General features: G+C 28.8%; 17 protein-coding genes. 8 read left to right on the top strand and 9 right to left on the bottom strand.

Annotated elements, in window-relative coordinates; all coding sequences use genetic code 11:
• Positions 1–318: 318 nt before the first annotated feature.
• The 4 genes from ACEG17_RS09685 to ACEG17_RS09700 all read right to left on the bottom strand — a co-directional run bounded on the left by ACEG17_RS09685 (position 319) and on the right by ACEG17_RS09700 (position 2,324).
• A complete protein-coding gene (locus ACEG17_RS09685) occupies positions 319–627 on the bottom strand; it encodes a YjgN family protein (RefSeq protein ID WP_372583555.1) in 309 nt (102 codons plus the stop codon).
• A gap of 319 nt (positions 628–946) precedes the next feature.
• On the bottom strand, positions 947–1,345 hold the full coding sequence (gene rpsI / locus ACEG17_RS09690; RefSeq protein WP_018450229.1) for a 30S ribosomal protein S9: 399 nt from the start codon (positions 1,343–1,345) through the stop codon (positions 947–949).
• A gap of 13 nt (positions 1,346–1,358) precedes the next feature.
• Entirely contained in the window at positions 1,359–1,793 is a 435-nt protein-coding gene (gene rplM, locus ACEG17_RS09695; protein WP_147005224.1) for a 50S ribosomal protein L13, read from the bottom strand.
• Positions 1,794–2,105: 312 nt separating this feature from the next.
• Entirely contained in the window at positions 2,106–2,324 is a 219-nt protein-coding gene (locus ACEG17_RS09700) for a hypothetical protein (protein ID WP_372583556.1), read from the bottom strand.
• 299 nt (positions 2,325–2,623) lie between these two features.
• Between ACEG17_RS09700 and ACEG17_RS09705 the strand changes: the two genes are divergently transcribed.
• From ACEG17_RS09705 to nagE, 7 genes are all read left to right on the top strand, one after another.
• The gene (locus ACEG17_RS09705) at positions 2,624–4,681 is read left to right on the top strand and encodes a BglG family transcription antiterminator (RefSeq protein WP_372583557.1); all 2,058 of its coding nucleotides are present in this window, start codon (positions 2,624–2,626) and stop codon (positions 4,679–4,681) included.
• Complete coding sequence (locus ACEG17_RS09710; protein ID WP_372583558.1) at positions 4,675–5,106, top strand: PTS sugar transporter subunit IIA; 432 nt, start codon at positions 4,675–4,677, stop codon at positions 5,104–5,106. The genes ACEG17_RS09705 and ACEG17_RS09710 overlap by 7 nt, the downstream gene beginning before the upstream one ends.
• A gap of 45 nt (positions 5,107–5,151) precedes the next feature.
• Positions 5,152–5,421: a PTS sugar transporter subunit IIB gene (locus ACEG17_RS09715; protein ID WP_006803591.1), complete on the top strand. Its 270-nt coding sequence runs from the start codon at positions 5,152–5,154 to the stop codon at positions 5,419–5,421.
• Positions 5,422–5,458: 37 nt separating this feature from the next.
• Positions 5,459–6,808 carry a PTS ascorbate transporter subunit IIC gene (gene ulaA, locus ACEG17_RS09720; RefSeq protein WP_299573572.1) on the top strand — a complete coding sequence of 450 codons (1,350 nt, stop codon included), beginning with the start codon at positions 5,459–5,461 and terminating at the stop codon, positions 6,806–6,808.
• A gap of 42 nt (positions 6,809–6,850) precedes the next feature.
• Positions 6,851–7,699, top strand: a complete 849-nt coding sequence (locus ACEG17_RS09725; RefSeq protein WP_372583559.1) for a transketolase — start codon at positions 6,851–6,853, stop codon at positions 7,697–7,699.
• The gene (locus tag ACEG17_RS09730) at positions 7,700–8,662 is read left to right on the top strand and encodes a transketolase family protein (protein WP_372583560.1); all 963 of its coding nucleotides are present in this window, start codon (positions 7,700–7,702) and stop codon (positions 8,660–8,662) included. It abuts the gene before it with no gap.
• A 301-nt stretch (positions 8,663–8,963) separates the two neighbouring features.
• Positions 8,964–10,394: an N-acetylglucosamine-specific PTS transporter subunit IIBC gene (gene nagE / locus ACEG17_RS09735; RefSeq protein WP_372583561.1), complete on the top strand. Its 1,431-nt coding sequence runs from the start codon at positions 8,964–8,966 to the stop codon at positions 10,392–10,394.
• 249 nt (positions 10,395–10,643) lie between these two features.
• Here the strand turns inward: nagE and ACEG17_RS09740 are convergent, their stop codons facing one another.
• From ACEG17_RS09740 to ACEG17_RS09755, 4 genes are all read right to left on the bottom strand, one after another.
• Complete coding sequence (locus ACEG17_RS09740; protein ID WP_372583562.1) at positions 10,644–11,675, bottom strand: hypothetical protein; 1,032 nt, start codon at positions 11,673–11,675, stop codon at positions 10,644–10,646.
• Positions 11,676–11,701: 26 nt separating this feature from the next.
• Positions 11,702–11,926, bottom strand: a complete 225-nt coding sequence (locus ACEG17_RS09745; protein WP_372583563.1) for a hypothetical protein — start codon at positions 11,924–11,926, stop codon at positions 11,702–11,704.
• Positions 11,927–12,115: 189 nt separating this feature from the next.
• Positions 12,116–13,546 carry a 23S rRNA (uracil(1939)-C(5))-methyltransferase RlmD gene (rlmD, locus tag ACEG17_RS09750; protein WP_372583564.1) on the bottom strand — a complete coding sequence of 477 codons (1,431 nt, stop codon included), beginning with the start codon at positions 13,544–13,546 and terminating at the stop codon, positions 12,116–12,118.
• Between the two features lie 30 nt (positions 13,547–13,576).
• The gene (locus ACEG17_RS09755) at positions 13,577–14,725 is read right to left on the bottom strand and encodes a pyridoxal phosphate-dependent aminotransferase (RefSeq protein ID WP_372583565.1); all 1,149 of its coding nucleotides are present in this window, start codon (positions 14,723–14,725) and stop codon (positions 13,577–13,579) included.
• A 153-nt stretch (positions 14,726–14,878) separates the two neighbouring features.
• Here ACEG17_RS09755 and ACEG17_RS09760 point away from each other — a divergent pair, with 153 nt between their 5' ends.
• Positions 14,879–15,631, top strand: a complete 753-nt coding sequence (locus ACEG17_RS09760; RefSeq protein ID WP_372583566.1) for a GumC domain-containing protein — start codon at positions 14,879–14,881, stop codon at positions 15,629–15,631.
• 56 nt (positions 15,632–15,687) lie between these two features.
• Here the strand turns inward: ACEG17_RS09760 and ACEG17_RS09765 are convergent, their stop codons facing one another.
• Positions 15,688–16,545, bottom strand: a complete 858-nt coding sequence (locus tag ACEG17_RS09765) for a histidinol-phosphatase HisJ family protein (RefSeq protein WP_372583567.1) — start codon at positions 16,543–16,545, stop codon at positions 15,688–15,690.
• Between the last annotated feature and the right edge of the window lie 145 nt (positions 16,546–16,690).

Here is a 16,690-nt window from a genome sequence, read left to right on the forward strand (position 1 = left end):
ATGAAAGGTTTCTCCTTAATGTGGTTTGGTAGATTTACATTATATCAGAAACCTTTCTTTTTTTGTATATGCTTGTCACATATGTATTATCTCACAACAGGTAAATAATTATTTTTTAATTTTTTGAAAATTTATATTTTTTACTAAATCTCTTCTAAAAGCAGGAATAAATTTTTATTATAGAATTTCTGATATTTTAATCCTTTGAAAATATAGATTATTATTTCTCAATAAAAAAGTTTAGAATAAATTCGTTATTTAAAAAAGATTTAATATAAAATAAAAAAAGACTGAAATAACCAGCCTTAATTTAACAAATTAATTTAAAAAAGTTGTATTTTTTACTTTCCATTGTTCTAACTTAATATGTACCCAAAATCCATATATTTCTAAAGTTACTACTATTAGCAATAACCATTTTATCCAGTTTCCAAACAGACCTATTGCACTACCGTTAAACTTTAGTCTTCTTCCCTCAATAACAGTATGATTTATTTTCCAAGCATAAATCATGCACAATGCCCATGGATAACAAATCCCAAGCGTACAAGATGTTATAAGAGACCCTAAAATAATCCACCCAATGTAACTAAGTAATCCACCATCAAAATAACTTTTATTTTCCATAATTCCTCCTTAACATTTTAAATTATACTCAAACCTACTTAAAATTAAACTACTAAAAATTATATAGGTTTAGGGTTTAAGTAAAATAGTCATAGTCTTTTGAGTTTAGTTTTAAAGCAGTTTCACTATAATTATAACATAAAATATAAGTTTATAAAAATTTTATTTAAATACTACAACAGGAAAAGATATAGTGTTTTGTATATTACCTGTATATTGTGTGTATATTGTAGGCATACATTTCTATACTTTTCCATACTTTTTCCAAAATAAAAACCCCTGAAAACCAGTGTTTCCAAGGGTGTATAAAATAATACAATTATCTTTTTGAGAATTGTGGGCTTCTTCTTGCTTTCTTTTTCCCGTATTTTTTTCTTTCAACCATTCTTGAATCTCTTGTTAAGAATCCAGCTTCTTTTAAAGCTCCTCTTAATTCAGCATCAGCTACTAATAATGCTCTTGAAACACCATGTCTAATTGCTCCTGCTTGTCCTGTGTTTCCTCCACCATTTACGTTAACTTTTACTCCGTATTTGTTTAAAGTTTCTGTTAATTCTAATGGTTGTTCTACTATTTTAGCCAAGATTTCTCTTCCACCAAAATATTCTCTCATATCTTTTCCATTTATTGTTACTCCAGTTTCACCTGGTACTAATCTTACTCTTGCTACTGAAGTTTTTCTTCTTCCAGTTCCTAAATATTGAATTTTTTCTGCCACGAAAATTTACCTCCTATAACTCTATTCTTTCTGGTTTTTGTGCTGTATGTGTATGCTCAGATCCTGTGAATAATCTCAATCTGTTAATCATTTGGCTTCCTAATTTATTTTTAGGTAACATTCTTTCTACAGCTTTTCTGATTACTTCAGTAGGTTGTTTTTGTAACATTTCTTCTAAAGTTCTTACTCTCAATCCACCTGGATATCCACTATGTCTGTAATATTTCTTGTCTAATAATTTATTTCCTGTTACAGCGATTTTATCAGCATTTGTAATGATAACAAAATCTCCTCCATCAACGTGCGGTGTATAGCTTGGTTTGTGTTTACCCATTAATCTTACTGCGATTTCAGTAGCTAATTTTCCAAGCACTTTTCCTTCTGCATCTATCTCATACCAATTTCTTACAACTTCTTCTTTTTTTTGCATTACAGTGTATTTACTCACTTTGTTTCCTCCTGTTTTTATTCTCTATTTTATAGAATAACGGTCCTTTGTGGGAAAGGCTCATATTAGTTAATTATATATCATTTCCTCCCACTTGTCAAGAGAATTTCCTTGATATTTTTCCATTTGAAGAAATTTAAAAGATTTTATTAATAAAAAATGCTCTTTTTACTTTTAATCCTTATAAAAATCTGCTCATTTCTTCTTCTCAAGATTTTTAGTCATCTCTTTTTTTATTTGTTTTCTAAATTCATCTGACAGCAAAAATTCATATCCATGTTTCTTAATGAGTTTCATCTCTTTTTCTGTTATTTACTCTGGAGTTTTTGAACTGGCAATTTTATATGCTAACGAATCCTCCATGCGACATTTTTTAATAAGTTTCATTTCTTCTTTTGTTATGTCTTCCAGTTCTTTTGAACGAATAATTTTATCAGCCGTTATATTCTCAATCATACTATTACCAAAACAAGCAAATACATTTGTACTAATTCCTAAAGCCATTATAGATAACACTAATATTTTTTTCATATTTATCATTTCTTCCATTTATTTTTACTGAAAATATAATTCTTACATATTTTATCTATTTAATTTAAAGTAGTTTTCAAATCTAAAATATACTTTATAATACAATATTATTGTGCCATACATGTATTATAATGCTAATTTTTAAAGTAAAGTTTTTTTCCATATTTTTGGATAAACTTTAAATAATAAAATTGTAAACAAAATTGCAGCTGGTAACATTTTTTCAAATATATTTGAAATGTAATTTAGATTGATTATTTAAATTTTTGAGGTATCATTATTATAGAAAGGTGAATATTATGTTAAATTATAGGGAAACTGAAATATTGAATAATCTTATAAAAGGGGAAAAATATAATTTTAAATTAATATCTGAAAAATATGGTGTTTCAGACAGAGCAGCTAGATATTATATTAATAATATTGATAGTATTTTACAGTTGCTTGACTATAAGATTACTAAAAAATCTAAAAATAGTGTTTATCTTGACACTAATCAGGATTTTAAAAGTTTATTTGAGATTTTGGAAAAAATTCATAAATTATCTATAGAAGATAGGATAGATATTTTAAAGTTAATATTATTTTTTGACGAAAAAGGGCTTAATATTACAAAGATATGTAAAGAACTTGAAATTTCAAGAACAACAATAAAAAAAGATTTAAAATTGATATCAGAAGAATTTAAAATACAGGAAATTGAACTAATTTATAAAAATGTCGACGGGTACCATATTAATGGTAACTTTCAAAAAATTTTAATAAAAAAAATTGAACTTCTGGAAAAATTATTTGATTCCCTTAATAATCAAAATTTTTCAAAAGTAGTCAAAACAAAAGTCTTTCATTATTTTTTCAAATATATCAAACAAAAAAATATTGAAAATGCAAAAAAATTTATTGTAGAAATTGAAAAGGTCATGTTTTTAAATATAAATGAAGAGAGTTATAATAAAATATTTTCTTACGTCCTGCTGCTTTTAAATTTTGAAAAAGATTGTGAGAATAAAAAAGATTTTACTGCGAAAAAATTTTTAATTCATACAGAAGAATATAAAAAAATTGAAAAAATCTTACAAAAAATTCTTAACAAAAATGAAATAAAATCTGAAATGTTAATTGAAATAACTGATTTAATAATGGGAATAAATATAAACAGCTTAAAAAATAATTCGTTTGAAGACTGGATAAACGAGGAACTGATTATAAAAAAAATGATTTCCAAAGTAAGCAAAATTGTAAAAACTGACTTGACACGTGATGAAATACTTTATAATGGACTTTTATACCATATAAAGCCTGCTATGTATAGAATAAAAAATAATATTCAAATCACAAATTCGGTTTTTCAAGAACTGATTTTAGAAAAAGATCCTATTTTGGAAGTAGTAAATAGAGCTATAGAAGAAATTGAAGGCCTTTTTGAAGTAAAGTTTCCAGAAGATGAAATCGCTCTTATGGGCTTTCATATAAAAGCATCTATTGAAAGAAACACTTCTGAAAAAACTAAAAAGGTAATATTAATTTGTGGACTAGGTTATGGCAGTTCAAAAGTGCTTGAACAAAGCTTAAAGGAAAATTATGATTTGGATATTGTAGATGTTTTGCCATACTATCTGATTAAAACTTCAATGCCTAATTATAAAAATATTGATTTAATCTTATCTACTATTGACTTAGAAGAAACTTATGATATTCCTGTTATAAAAATAAACCCATTACTTAAAGAGCAAGATTTTATTCTTTTATCAAAATATGGAATAAGAAAAAATATAACAAAAATTTCTTTAAAGCAAATAATGGACATAATAAAAAATAATACAACCATAACAGATGAATACAAACTTATAAATGATTTGAAAAATAAACTTGAAAATAAAATTATTGATGACTTATCTGAAGCGGGAATTATTTTAAAGAAGATGCTTAATAAAAACAACGTTCAATTTGTAAACAAAGTTAGTGATTGGAAAGAAGCAATAACTAAAGCTGGAAATATACTTCAAAAAAACGGATTTATCAAGCAGAATTATGTAGAAGAAATGATAAAATTAATCGAAAAACATGGAGCTTATATTATTATTGAGGAAGGAATGGCAATTCCACATGCACCAATTTCAAAAAATGTATTGAAAACAGGAATTTCATTATTAATTGTAAAAGAAAAAGTTCTATTTCCAAACGGAAAAGGTGCAAATATATTTTTGAGTTTTGCAACTATCAACAAAACGGAGCATCTAGGAATTTTAAACGACTTGTTTGAGTTAATTACAAAATATAATTTTATTGAAAAAATCTCAAAAATAACTGAATATGAAGAATTAGAAGAATTTTTCAGAAAGGAACTCATATGTTAGAAAAAATACTTGATGGTAACATTCAAATAATAGATTCTGTAATCGACTGGAAAGAAAGTATCAAAATCGCAGGAAAACCTCTATTAGAAAAAAATATAATAATGGAAAATTATATCAACGCTATGATAGAAAGTATTGAGAAACTAGGTTTTTATGTTATTTTAAGAGATAATTTGGCAATGCCGCATGCAAGACCTGAAGAAGGAGCAATAGGCACTGGAGTAAGTCTTTTGAAACTTAATAATCCAGTATATTATGGCGATTCCAAAATTCAGCTGGTATTTGTGCTGGCAACTAAGGATGCAAATAGTCATTTGGAAACCCTTATGCAATTAATGGAATTGTTTCAAGACGATGAAAGCATTGAAAAACTTATAAATTCAAAAGATTATAACGAGATATTAGAAGTTATAAAAAAATATTGATTTAAAAATAAAAATAATTTATAAAAAAAATAGGAGGAGATTATTATGAAAATTATGGCAGTTTGTGGATCAGGATTAGGAAGCAGTTTTATGGTGGAAATGAACATAAAAAAGGTTCTAAAAAAAATTGGTGTAGAAGCTGAAGTTGAACATTCTGACTTGGCATCAGCACTTCCAGGAGCAGCAGATGTATTTGTAATGGGAAAGGATATTGCGGAAAGTGCCACAGTTCCAGCTGATAAATTAATCGTTTTGGACAGCATTATCAGTATGCCCGAACTGGAAGAAAAATTAACTGATTATTTTAAAAAATAAATTATAAAAAATAAAATTTAAAATTTAGGAGGAAAAAATGAAAAGCTTATTAACTCTTATTGTGGATATTTTAAAAGTTCCATCAATTTTAGTCGGATTAATAGCAATGATTGGGTTATTAGTTCAAAAAAAACCATTTACAGACATAGTAAAAGGTACAATTAAAACTATTTTAGGATTTTTGGTATTAGGTGGAGGAGCAGGACTGGTTGTAAACTCATTAGCACCTATGGGAAGTATGTTTGAACAAGGATTTCACGTTCAAGGAATAGTGCCTAACAATGAAGCAATTGTTTCATTGGCATTAAAAGAATATGGAACAATAACAGCGTTAATAATGGCACTTGGAATGTTCTGGAACATATTTATCGCAAGATTTACAAAGTTAAAATATATTTTTCTGACAGGACACCATACTTTATATATGGCATGTATGATTGGAATAATATTAAAAGTAGGAGGATTTCAAGGACCTTTACTAGTAATCATTGGTTCATTGACATTAGGACTTGTAATGGCAATATTTCCTGCATTGGCACAACCTTATGTTAGAAAAATTACTGGAAGCGATGATGTTGGATTTGGACATTTTAGTACAATAGGATATGTTTTATCAGGATTTGTTGGAACTTTAGTCGGAAAAGGTTCAAAATCAACTGAAGAAATGAAATTACCTAAAAATTTAAGTTTTTTAAGAGACAGTTCTATTTCAATTTCATTGACTATGATGATAATTTATTTAATTTTAGCATTAGTCGCAGGAAAAGGTTATGTTGAAAAGGAACTAAGTGGCGGAGATAACTTTTTAGTATTTGCAATTATTCAGGCTATAACATTTGCAGCGGGAGTTTATATTATTTTATCAGGTGTTAGACTTGTTCTTGCAGAAATAGTGCCTGCCTTTGTAGGATTTTCTGAAAAACTTGTGCCAAATGCAAAACCTGCACTTGACTGTCCAATCGTATTCCCTTATGCACCTAATGCTGTATTAATTGGATTTTTATGTAGTTTTTTAGGAGGAGTTATCGGATTATTTATGCTTGGTATGCTAAAATGGACTCTTATTCTACCTGGAGTGGTGCCTCACTTCTTCTGTGGAGCGACAGCAGGTGTATTTGGAAATGCTACTGGCGGTAGAAGAGGAGCTTCAATTGGAGCTTTTGCAAATGGACTATTACTGACATTTCTGCCTGTAATTTTATTACCAGTGCTAGGAAATTTAGGATTCGCAAACACTACATTCTCTGATGCAGATTTCGTAACAGTTGGAATTGTATTAGGTAATATGGCAAAACACGTATCTCCTGCAATAGTTTCTGGAATAATCGTTGGAATAACTGCTATTTTAGTAGCCTTTGGATTTGTACCTTCAAAAAAATCAAAATAGATTATTGTTAAAAATTGACTATCATTTGGAAGGAGCCAAAAAATGAATAGTGATTATAATGAAAAAGTGAAAGAAATGAAAAAATTAGCTGCCAATATTAGAATCAACACATTAAAATCCCTTACCAATTTAGGTTTTGGACATTATGGGGGAAGTTTGTCAATCGTTGAGATCTTGGCAGTACTGTATGGTGGAATTATGAATATTGACGCTAAAAATCCACATTGGGAAGACAGAGATTATTTTGTGCTGTCAAAAGGGCATGCAGGCCCTGCACTCTACACAACTTTAGCTTTAAAAGGATTTTTCCCGCTTGAAGAAATTTACACATTAAATCAGAATGGAACAAATTTACCAAGCCATCCAGATAGACTCAAAACAAAAGGAATTGATGCAACAACAGGTTCCCTAGGGCAAGGAATCTCAATTGCCACAGGAATTGCAAAAGCTCTACAAATAGACAAAAAAAATAATAGAGTTTTCTGCATTATTGGAGATGGAGAAATAAATGAAGGGCAGTGCTGGGAAGCATTTCAATTTATTGCTCACCACAACTTAAATAATTTAACAGTGTTTCTCGATTACAACAAAAAACAGCTGGATGGCGCTTTAGATGAAATAATAAAACCTTTCTCTTTTGAGGAAAAAATGAAATCATTCGGCTTTGATGCTGTTACTGTAAAAGGAAATGATATTGAAAAAATGTATGATATTTTGAAAGTGCCTCGTAAAAACAATGAAAAACCACTATTTGTAATACTTGACACTATAAAAGGGCAAGGTGTCGAATACATTGAAAAAATGGAAAATTCTCATCATCTAAGATTGACTGATGAACTAAAGCGGGAAATCGAAAAGGCGATAAAAGATTTGGAAAGTGAGGTGGAATAAATGATAAAAGTTTATACTGGAACTCCAAAAAAAGATGAAATAGAAATGAGAAAAGTTTATTCTTCCAAACTTTGTGAATTACTTGAAAAACATAGTCAAGTTATAGCTCTTGAAGCTGACTTAATGAACGCAATTACAACTGACAAGATACAGGGTAAATACCCCGAAAGAGTGATAAACTGTGGTATAATGGAAGCAAATATGGCAGGTGTTGCAGCTGGAATGTCTATTGCTGGAAAATACCCATTTGCACATACTTTTACAGCTTTCGCAAGCCGAAGATGCTTTGATCAATTGTTTATGTCGGGGGCATATCAAAAAAATAATATTAAAATAATTGCTTCTGATGCTGGTATAACTGCTGCCCATAACGGAGGAACCCACATGTCCTTTGAGGATATGGGAATAATGAGAGGTCTAGCTAATACAGTTGTACTGGAAGTGACAGATGCCAGAATGTTTGAAAATATTCTCGAACAAGTTGCTACAAGAGATGGCTTCTACTGGATTAGAACAATCAGAAAAAATGCATCAACAATTTATGAAAAAGGCTCAACATTTGAAATTGGAAAAGGAAATTTATTAAAAGATGGTTCAGATATTACTTTAATCGCTAATGGAATTATGGTAGCAGAAGCCTTAAAAACAGCAGAAAAATTGGAAAACGAAGGAATAAATGCCGCTGTAATAGATATGTTTACTTTAAATCCAATAGATAAGGAATTAATTAAAAAATATGCACAAAAAACAGGAAAAATGATAACTTGTGAAAACCACAGTATTCACAATGGTTTAGGAAGTGCAGTTGCTGAAGTAATTGCTGAAACTGGAAACGCAAAATTAAGAAGAATTGGAATAAAAGAAAGATTTGGGCAAGTTGGAACTTTGGATTTTTTGATGAATGAATATGAATTGACTGCAGAACATATTTATAAAGCTGCAATGGAGTTACTAAAATATTAAAATAAAAAATATCGATTTATTAAGTTAAGGTTTGTTAATAAGTCGGTATTTTATTTTTTTATACTAAACTTTATTGTATTAATAAAATAGAATCTAATATAATAATAATAAATATACTTAAAATAACATAAAAATTTCAAACAAAATAAAAACACTTAGAAAAAAAATAGAAAAACATTAAGATTTTTTTCTTTAAATATTGACATAATATAAAAATAAGATATAATAATAATGAAAAAAAATTATATTCCTATATGACAGAAGAATATGAACAAAAAAATAGAAAGAGAGTTGGTTAAAAATGATGAAGTATTTACAGAAAATTGGTAAATCACTTATGTTGCCAGTTGCAGTATTACCAGCTGCAGCAATACTTTTAGGAATAGGTTACAGACTTGATCCTGTTGGTTGGGGAGCAAACAGTCCTGCAGCGGCTTTCCTAATTAAATCAGGAGCTTCCATATTGGACAATATCCCTATATTGTTCGCAGTTGGAATAGCAGTTGGAATATCTAAAGAAAAAGATGGTTCTGCAGCATTAGCGGGGTTAGTAGGTTTTTTAGTGATAACTACATTATTATCAAAAGAATCCGTTGCAGTTTTGACAAAAGTGGATGTAGATAAAGTTCCTTTAGCTTTTGGAAAAATAAATAATGCATTTATAGGGATATTATCAGGAATAATAGCTGCTGAAATATTCAACAGATTCCATAAGACACAGTTGCCAATGGCCTTTGCATTTTTCAGTGGTAAAAGACTAGTTCCGATATTAACATCAGCTGTAATGCTTATATTATCTCCTGTATTATTCTTTGTATGGCCTATAATATTTGGAGCGTTAGTAACTTTAGGAGAAACATTCTTAAAACTTGGACCTTTAGGAGCCGGAATATTCGGATTCTTTAACAGATTATTAATCCCTTTAGGATTACACCACGCATTAAATGCAGTTTTTTGGTTCGATGTGGCAGGAATAAACGATATTGGAAACTTTCTTGGAGGAACAGGAGTAAAAGGTATAACAGGAATGTATCAGGCAGGATTCTTCCCTATTATGATGTTTGGACTTCCAGCAGCAGCATTTGCAATGTATCAAGAAGCTAAACCTGAAAGAAAAAAACAAATCGCATCGCTAATGTTAGCAGCTGGTGTTACTTCATTTGTAACTGGAGTAACAGAACCTCTTGAATTTGCATTTATGTTTGTAGCACCTTTATTATATGCAGTTCATGCACTTTTAACAGGATTAAGTTTATTTATAGCATCTACATTCCACTGGACAGCAGGATTTGGATTCAGTGCAGGACTTATTGACTTTTCACTAACTTCAGGAATGCCAATGGCTAACAATCCATTTATGCTGTTAGTTCTAGGACTTGGATTTGGAGTAGCTTATTATCTGTTGTTTAAAGTACTGATAAAAACCTTTAATTTAAAAACACCTGGAAGAGAAGAAGAGGATAATGAAGAAGAATTAAAAATAGAAACTTCAAATAATAGTCATACAGAAGTAGCTACAATCATATATGAAGCATTAGGTGGAAAAGATAATGTAGTTTCCATAGATAACTGTGCTACAAGATTAAGACTGGAAGTAAAAGATTCAACTTTAGTAGATGATAAAAAAATTAAAAAAGTTGCAGCGGGAATAATAAAACCTTCTAAAACAGACGTTCAGGTAATTATTGGTCCATTGGTTGAATTTGTTGCAAATGAAATGAAAAAATTATAAAAGTATATTATTATAAATATAAAAACTGCACTTAAACTTTAAATATAAGGATTGAAAGTGCAGTTTTAAAATATTTTTATTTTTTTGTTCCTATCAAGTAATACTACTATAATTACTCTTTTTGATATATTTACAAAAAAAGGAAAAAATCACTTAAAAATAGTAAAAATTTTGGGATATTTTACACTCTTTAAATTTCCACATTTTTTATTCTAATATACATCTATTGCTTTTTCTCTTAAACTTTGTTTATTTTCTTCTTTTTAACTCTATTTTCCCTTCTTTTAATTTTTCTTTATCCAAATTTTCTATTTTCCCTTTTACTGTTGTTTTTTCTCGTACAAATTTACCATTTTCATCTAATTCTATTTCCGTTAATACATATTTAGTCGCATATTTTCTTGCTATTGATTCCATTTTATTATCAAAATATATTATATCATATCGCACATCTTTTCTATTTTCTGGATATATATATTCCATATCAGCATAGTTTGGATCCATTTCGTACGGTATTGCTTTTAGTTTATCTGCAGCCTCTTCTATTCCTATTTTTTCTCTAAAGTCCCATTTTAGATTGTCTGTTTCTTCGCTTATAAATTCTTCTAATGTTTTCGTCATTATTATTTTTCTTACACCATTTTCTAATTCAATATTTTTATAACAGTTTGTATATGATGCTAATTTTTCTTCTGATAACCAGTTATAGTAATCATTTCCTATCCACATTTTCCAGTATACTCCAAATGGAATACCGTGTTCTCTTCTTGTAGAGCCTGGATTTTTAGAAATATCCACTTCCTTTGATCCATCTCCATATATTTTTATTTTTTCCTTTGGAACCTTTATTCCATCCAATTCTAGAAACTCTATATTTCTTTCATTTTGAATATCCGAATAATCCCAATCTTCTATCTTGGCAATACATCCTTTTATTTTTATAAATAATTTTTCTACATAATTATCTATATCTTTTTCATTTTCTGTATATGTTTTTTCTAATATTATTACTCTAAAGCCATCTTGTTCTGAGATTATCATTTTATCCTCATTCTCTAATATTATTTGGATATATTCTTCTTCGTATTTGCTTTCTGATATCAGTTCAAAAAAACTTTCTTTGGTTGTAAACCAATCCTTATAATTATTATTCGTAAATGGTGCTTTAATTTTTATTTTTTCTGGTTCTATATACTGTAGAAAAAAATCAAAAAATTCTTTTCTCTCTCCTTTATATTTTTTATAACATTTTAATGATATTCCTAATAATTTCTTTTCCATTATTTTCATCCTTTCAATTTTAATTTTTATATTCCAGTAATTACAATTCCTTTTATTTTTTCTTGAAATGAATTTGTATTTATTTCATCATCTATATCTAGTTTTACTATATTTTCTTCTTTTTTATAAGAAGAAGCATATGCGCTGTTAATAAACACTTCCTTTAAAGAATATAAGTATTTTTTATCTGCACTCTTATAATAACACTCCCATTGTATCCTCATCTTCATAATATTCTTTAAAAATTCCATTTATTTTTCCACTCATATAATTTCATTTTTCTTTATATTTCAGTTTTTATAATATTCTAAGTGAAGTTTATACTCACTATAATCCTCAAAATTATTAATTGAAGTAAAAAAATGGACTATGGTAACCAATTTATTTTCTACCAGTAGCCCTGTTTTATCTACATTCTTCTCAATCTATTTTAAGCTCCTTTAAACATCTACTTTTTCCAGCAAGCAAACAACCTCCAAATGCGGTGTAACCGGAAACATATCCACCACTGAACATCTAACCAGCCTGTACCCAAATTCCCCAAACTTTATCAAATCTGTCATCAAAGTTTTTGGATTACAAGACACATAAATTATATTTTTAGTATTGTATTTTACCAGCTTTGTGATAGTTTTTTCACCTACACCAGCACGTGGCGGATCCAAAATTAAAATATCTGGCTTGATTCCGTCATTATCAAATTCATCCAATTTTGCAAAAACATCTCCTGCGATAAAATGTGCATTCTGGATATTGTTTAATTTTGCATTTTCATTAGCCTTTTCTACCGCTTCTGGCACCAATTCGATTCCATAAACCTGCTTTGCCTTTTTTGAAACAATTTGTCCAATTGTACCAGTACCGCTGAACAAATCAAAAACTGTTGCTTTATCAATTTTAATATTTTCAATTTCTTCAAGATATGTTAAGACTTTTCCATATAATTTTTCGACTGTCTGGGAATTTGTCTGGAAAAAGCTGTATGGACTGATTTTAAATTTTAATCCAAAAATCTCCTCTGTCAAATCACGTTCTCCATACAAAATCGTTTCACTTTCGGAAATAACCATATCCGAAAAATTATCATTAAATGTGTGTAAAATTCCAATAATTTTAAAATTATCATCCAAATTTAAGGCTAACAATCCTTCCTTAAACTCTTTTTGAAATTTTTCCTTTTCCATTTCACTAATTTGAGTCGTTGTTACAATATTTACCAAAATCTGTTTGGTGAATTCTGCCTTTCTAATTACAAGATTTCTAAAAAAACCTATATGATCAAGTCTGTGATAAAAATCAAAACCTGTCTTTTTACAAAATTCATTACAAAAAACATAAATTTTATCAAAATTATCATCCATTAATTTCAGCCCATCAACTTCCACAATATCGTGAAAACTGTTCTGCTTGTGAAGCCCTAAAATTATAGGCCCTCCTTTTGTAGCATTTCCAAAGCTAAATTCCATCTTGTTTCTATATTTATCAGGCTTTACACTTCTGACAGGCTCTTCAAAAATATAATCATACTTAATAATCTTGTCTAATTCTTTTTTTATATGTTCTGCCTTTATTTCAAGCTGCTCATCATAGGTATAATACTGGTAGTTACAACCTCCATTTTGTCTTTCAATATCATCATATATCGCATTTTTTCTTCCAGCAAAATCAATAATTTTGCAATGTATCAGCTCATACTTTCTCCGTCTTTTTACAAAAATTCCCTCAACAACTTGATTTTCTGCAGCATTAATATTCACATAAATTTTATTTTCATCAAAAAAGCCATAGGCTCTGCCCTTAGTATCAAGATTTACAATTTTTAACTGTATCAAGTCTCCTTTTTTCAAATTTTTCTTTTCCGTTTTTTCCATTAATTTCTCCAATTTTCTAAATTATCATTTTTACTTCTCTTTTATATACTTTTCCAACCTCTTTATAGCCTCTTCCAATACTGGAATATCATGCACAATCGAAAATCTCACATACCCCTCTACTTGAAACGTAATTCCAGGTACAATCGCAAGTTCCGTTTTTTCCAATAAATCAAGAACAAAATCAAATGATTTCATATTTTTAAACTTCTCAATATTCTTGTAAGTTGCAAAAACATAAAATGCCCCTTTAGGTTTTAAACATTCAAAACCTAATTTTTCTAGCCCATTTACAAAATATTCCACTCTATTTTTATAAATTTCAGAAATTTTCGCTGTATCAGAACATTTATCAAGGGCTGCAATCGCTCCATATTGTGACAATGTTGACGCACTTGTTACATTGTACTGGCTAACTTTTTTCACTTGATTCTGTAATTTTTCATCGGCAATAATATAGCCTAGTCTGTAGCCTGTCATTGAATGTGATTTTGAAAATCCATTAATTATAATAAGCTGTTCCTTCAATTCATCAGAAAATTTTGCAAAGGAAGTAAATTTCTCAAAAGTAATCGCTGCATAAATTTCATCACTTATCAAGTAAATCTTTTTTTTCTTCAAAAATCTCACAATTTTAACCATTTCCTCTTCTGCAAGCGTAATTCCAGATGGATTATTCGGATATGTCAAAATTATTAATTTAGTTTTATCAGTAATATTTTCTTCCAAAATCTCTTTCGTCAATACAAAATTATTTTCTTCCAAGTCAACAAATTTAGTTTTCGCCTCAGAAATCGTAATCAATGGCTCATATCCCACATAGGCAGGAGTTGGAATAATCACTTCATCATCTTTTGCCAAAATACTTTTCAAAACCGAAGCAAGCCCTTCTGTAGAACCAACTGTCACCAGAACGTTTTGAGCATTGTAATTTCCCAAAAACTGCTCATTATAGTATTTGGCAATCTTTTCTCTTAATTCAGGCATCCCTCCCACAGGAGAATATTTTATTCTACTATTTAAGGCATGATACGCCACAGCCTCTTTAATTTCCTGCGGAACATCGATATCAGGCTCCCCTATTGTCATATTTATCACATTTTTATAATTTATTAGTCTTTCGTGAATTTTCCTAATATCAGAAATTTCAATTCCTTCAATAATTGGATTTATATACATTTAAAAACCTTCTTTCTTACTTTATATTTTCAAATTTATAACCAATTATATCATACTTTCGGTTTATTTTATAATTTTTATTAAATTCCCCATTGTCATTTTACACTTTTTTTGATAGAATTAAGATATAAATTTAATTTGAAAGGAAATAAAATGGATAATAAAAATCAGCAAACAATTGACGCTAGTATGATAATTAAGATCATTTATAAAAATAAATTTTTAATCGCCTTAACTACGATAATAGTTGTGATACTTTCCACAGCTTTTGTCTTTGTAAACAAATCCTTTAAATCAGACATTACTCTTTATGGAAATGATAAAGTCCTTACTGAAATTGGAGAAAATTCACAGTCTTCATTAAATTCTTTTGACTTTTACTCTTACTTGAAAAAAAATTCAAAAACTTTGAGAAATGTAAATTTGCCAGAGGATAAATTCTTTAAGGAAATGACAACAAGATTGACAGCACAGTCTGAAAATAATGATCCAACAGTAAAAGTAAAATTCACTACAAATAATAAAACTGAAGGGGAAAATTTTGCAAAAGAGTACCCAGCACTTGCACAAGGCTATCTGCTTGAAAGAAAAAATAACTTTTTGGATACACAAATAAAATTATTGGAGCAACAATACAGCTTTTTAACACAAAATATTGACATACGAACTACAAAAGACTCATTAACAGATACGTTAGTTTCAAGATTGGCATATTATCGTCTATTAAGAAATGACTCAAATCCAGTTGTTAAATATGTAAATTCCATAACAAAACCTGCATTGAATAAAAAGCTGGTTATAGCTGGTTCTCTGTTTTTAGGACTACTTTTAGGAATTTTAATTGCATTTATGAAAGAATTTTCTACTACATTAGACTGGGAAGACATTAAAAAAAGAAAAAATTAATATAATAAAATTAAAGGGATTATCTCGCATTCTGAGGCAATCCCTATTTTTTATTTTTAACCTATCTCAACCATTTTTCTCTTTCTTTTGTCAAAAGTTACCATTTCAGTAATTCCAAATTCCTTTGCATATTCCCCAGCTTCCTTTATTTTCATTCCAACATGTTCAGAATAATGCGAATCACTTGACAAAATCACAGGAATATCATATTTTTTCACATATTCCATAAAATCTCTATATGGAGTAATTTCTTTGATTGGATAACGGTAAAACGTTCCTGTGTTTATATCCACAACCATATTATTTTTTTTCAAGCATTTAGCAGTACTTTCAAGCAAACTGTCAACATCTTTTTTTTCTGGAATATTCTTAAATAATCTCAAGTTAAACGGATGCCCCAGAATGTCATACATCGTTGTATTTGCCACATTCTCAATCTCTTTTGCATAATCCTTCCAAATCTGAACCAAATTCTCATCTGTAAATTTATGCTTCAAAGCACTAAAATCAAATCCCCAGCCCTTAATAAAATGTATTGAAACAATCAGATAGTCAAAATCATATTTAGACAATATTTCCTTAACTTTTTCCTGATTTTTAAAATTACACACTTCAATTCCAAATTTTACTGGATATCCTTTTGATTTCAACTTATCTATAAAATCTCTGTATTCATCCAACGTATGCACGAATTTTGTTTTCTGCTCAAGCCATTTTTTCTGGAAATTCCCAGTTTCACTATTATCCAAAATCAGCTCCTCATAATATAAATCCTTAAATTCCTTAAATCCGTGAGTATGTTCCGTTATTCCAATTTCTGAAAGCCCCATTTCCTTTGCTTTTTCAAAGAATGGATTCACATAATCCTCATCATAACTCCCATATTCAAAATGCATATGATAATCTACTAACATAAGATTCCCTCTCTTTCTATACAATTAATTTCTTTAATTTTGAACTTATACAGTTAAGTTGTATAGATGTCAAACATTTGTTACAAAAATATATTAAAAAAAATATTTCTTCCCTAATGTATCTTTAACCTACTGATTTTCCTTG

Source organism: Leptotrichia hongkongensis, from assembly GCF_041538065.1.
Lineage (GTDB): Bacteria > Fusobacteriota > Fusobacteriia > Fusobacteriales > Leptotrichiaceae > Leptotrichia > Leptotrichia hongkongensis.

Excerpts from the sequence above, each read along its gene's own strand:
- ACEG17_RS09685 (WP_372583555.1), bottom strand. The coding sequence starts at position 627 with ATGGAAAATAAAAGTTATTTTGATGGTGGATTACTTAGTTACATTGGG.
- ACEG17_RS09700 (WP_372583556.1), bottom strand. The coding sequence starts at position 2,324 with ATGAAAAAAATATTAGTGTTATCTATAATGGCTTTAGGAATTAGTACA.
- ACEG17_RS09705 (WP_372583557.1), top strand. The coding sequence starts at position 2,624 with ATGTTAAATTATAGGGAAACTGAAATATTGAATAATCTTATAAAAGGG.
- ACEG17_RS09710 (WP_372583558.1), top strand. The coding sequence starts at position 4,675 with ATGTTAGAAAAAATACTTGATGGTAACATTCAAATAATAGATTCTGTA.
- ACEG17_RS09715 (WP_006803591.1), top strand. The coding sequence starts at position 5,152 with ATGAAAATTATGGCAGTTTGTGGATCAGGATTAGGAAGCAGTTTTATG.
- ulaA (WP_299573572.1), top strand. The coding sequence starts at position 5,459 with ATGAAAAGCTTATTAACTCTTATTGTGGATATTTTAAAAGTTCCATCA.
- ACEG17_RS09725 (WP_372583559.1), top strand. The coding sequence starts at position 6,851 with ATGAATAGTGATTATAATGAAAAAGTGAAAGAAATGAAAAAATTAGCT.
- ACEG17_RS09730 (WP_372583560.1), top strand. The coding sequence starts at position 7,700 with ATGATAAAAGTTTATACTGGAACTCCAAAAAAAGATGAAATAGAAATG.
- nagE (WP_372583561.1), top strand. The coding sequence starts at position 8,964 with ATGATGAAGTATTTACAGAAAATTGGTAAATCACTTATGTTGCCAGTT.
- ACEG17_RS09740 (WP_372583562.1), bottom strand. The coding sequence starts at position 11,675 with ATGGAAAAGAAATTATTAGGAATATCATTAAAATGTTATAAAAAATAT.
- ACEG17_RS09745 (WP_372583563.1), bottom strand. The coding sequence starts at position 11,926 with ATGGAATTTTTAAAGAATATTATGAAGATGAGGATACAATGGGAGTGT.
- rlmD (WP_372583564.1), bottom strand. The coding sequence starts at position 13,546 with ATGGAAAAAACGGAAAAGAAAAATTTGAAAAAAGGAGACTTGATACAG.
- ACEG17_RS09755 (WP_372583565.1), bottom strand. The coding sequence starts at position 14,725 with ATGTATATAAATCCAATTATTGAAGGAATTGAAATTTCTGATATTAGG.
- ACEG17_RS09760 (WP_372583566.1), top strand. The coding sequence starts at position 14,879 with ATGGATAATAAAAATCAGCAAACAATTGACGCTAGTATGATAATTAAG.
- ACEG17_RS09765 (WP_372583567.1), bottom strand. The coding sequence starts at position 16,545 with ATGTTAGTAGATTATCATATGCATTTTGAATATGGGAGTTATGATGAG.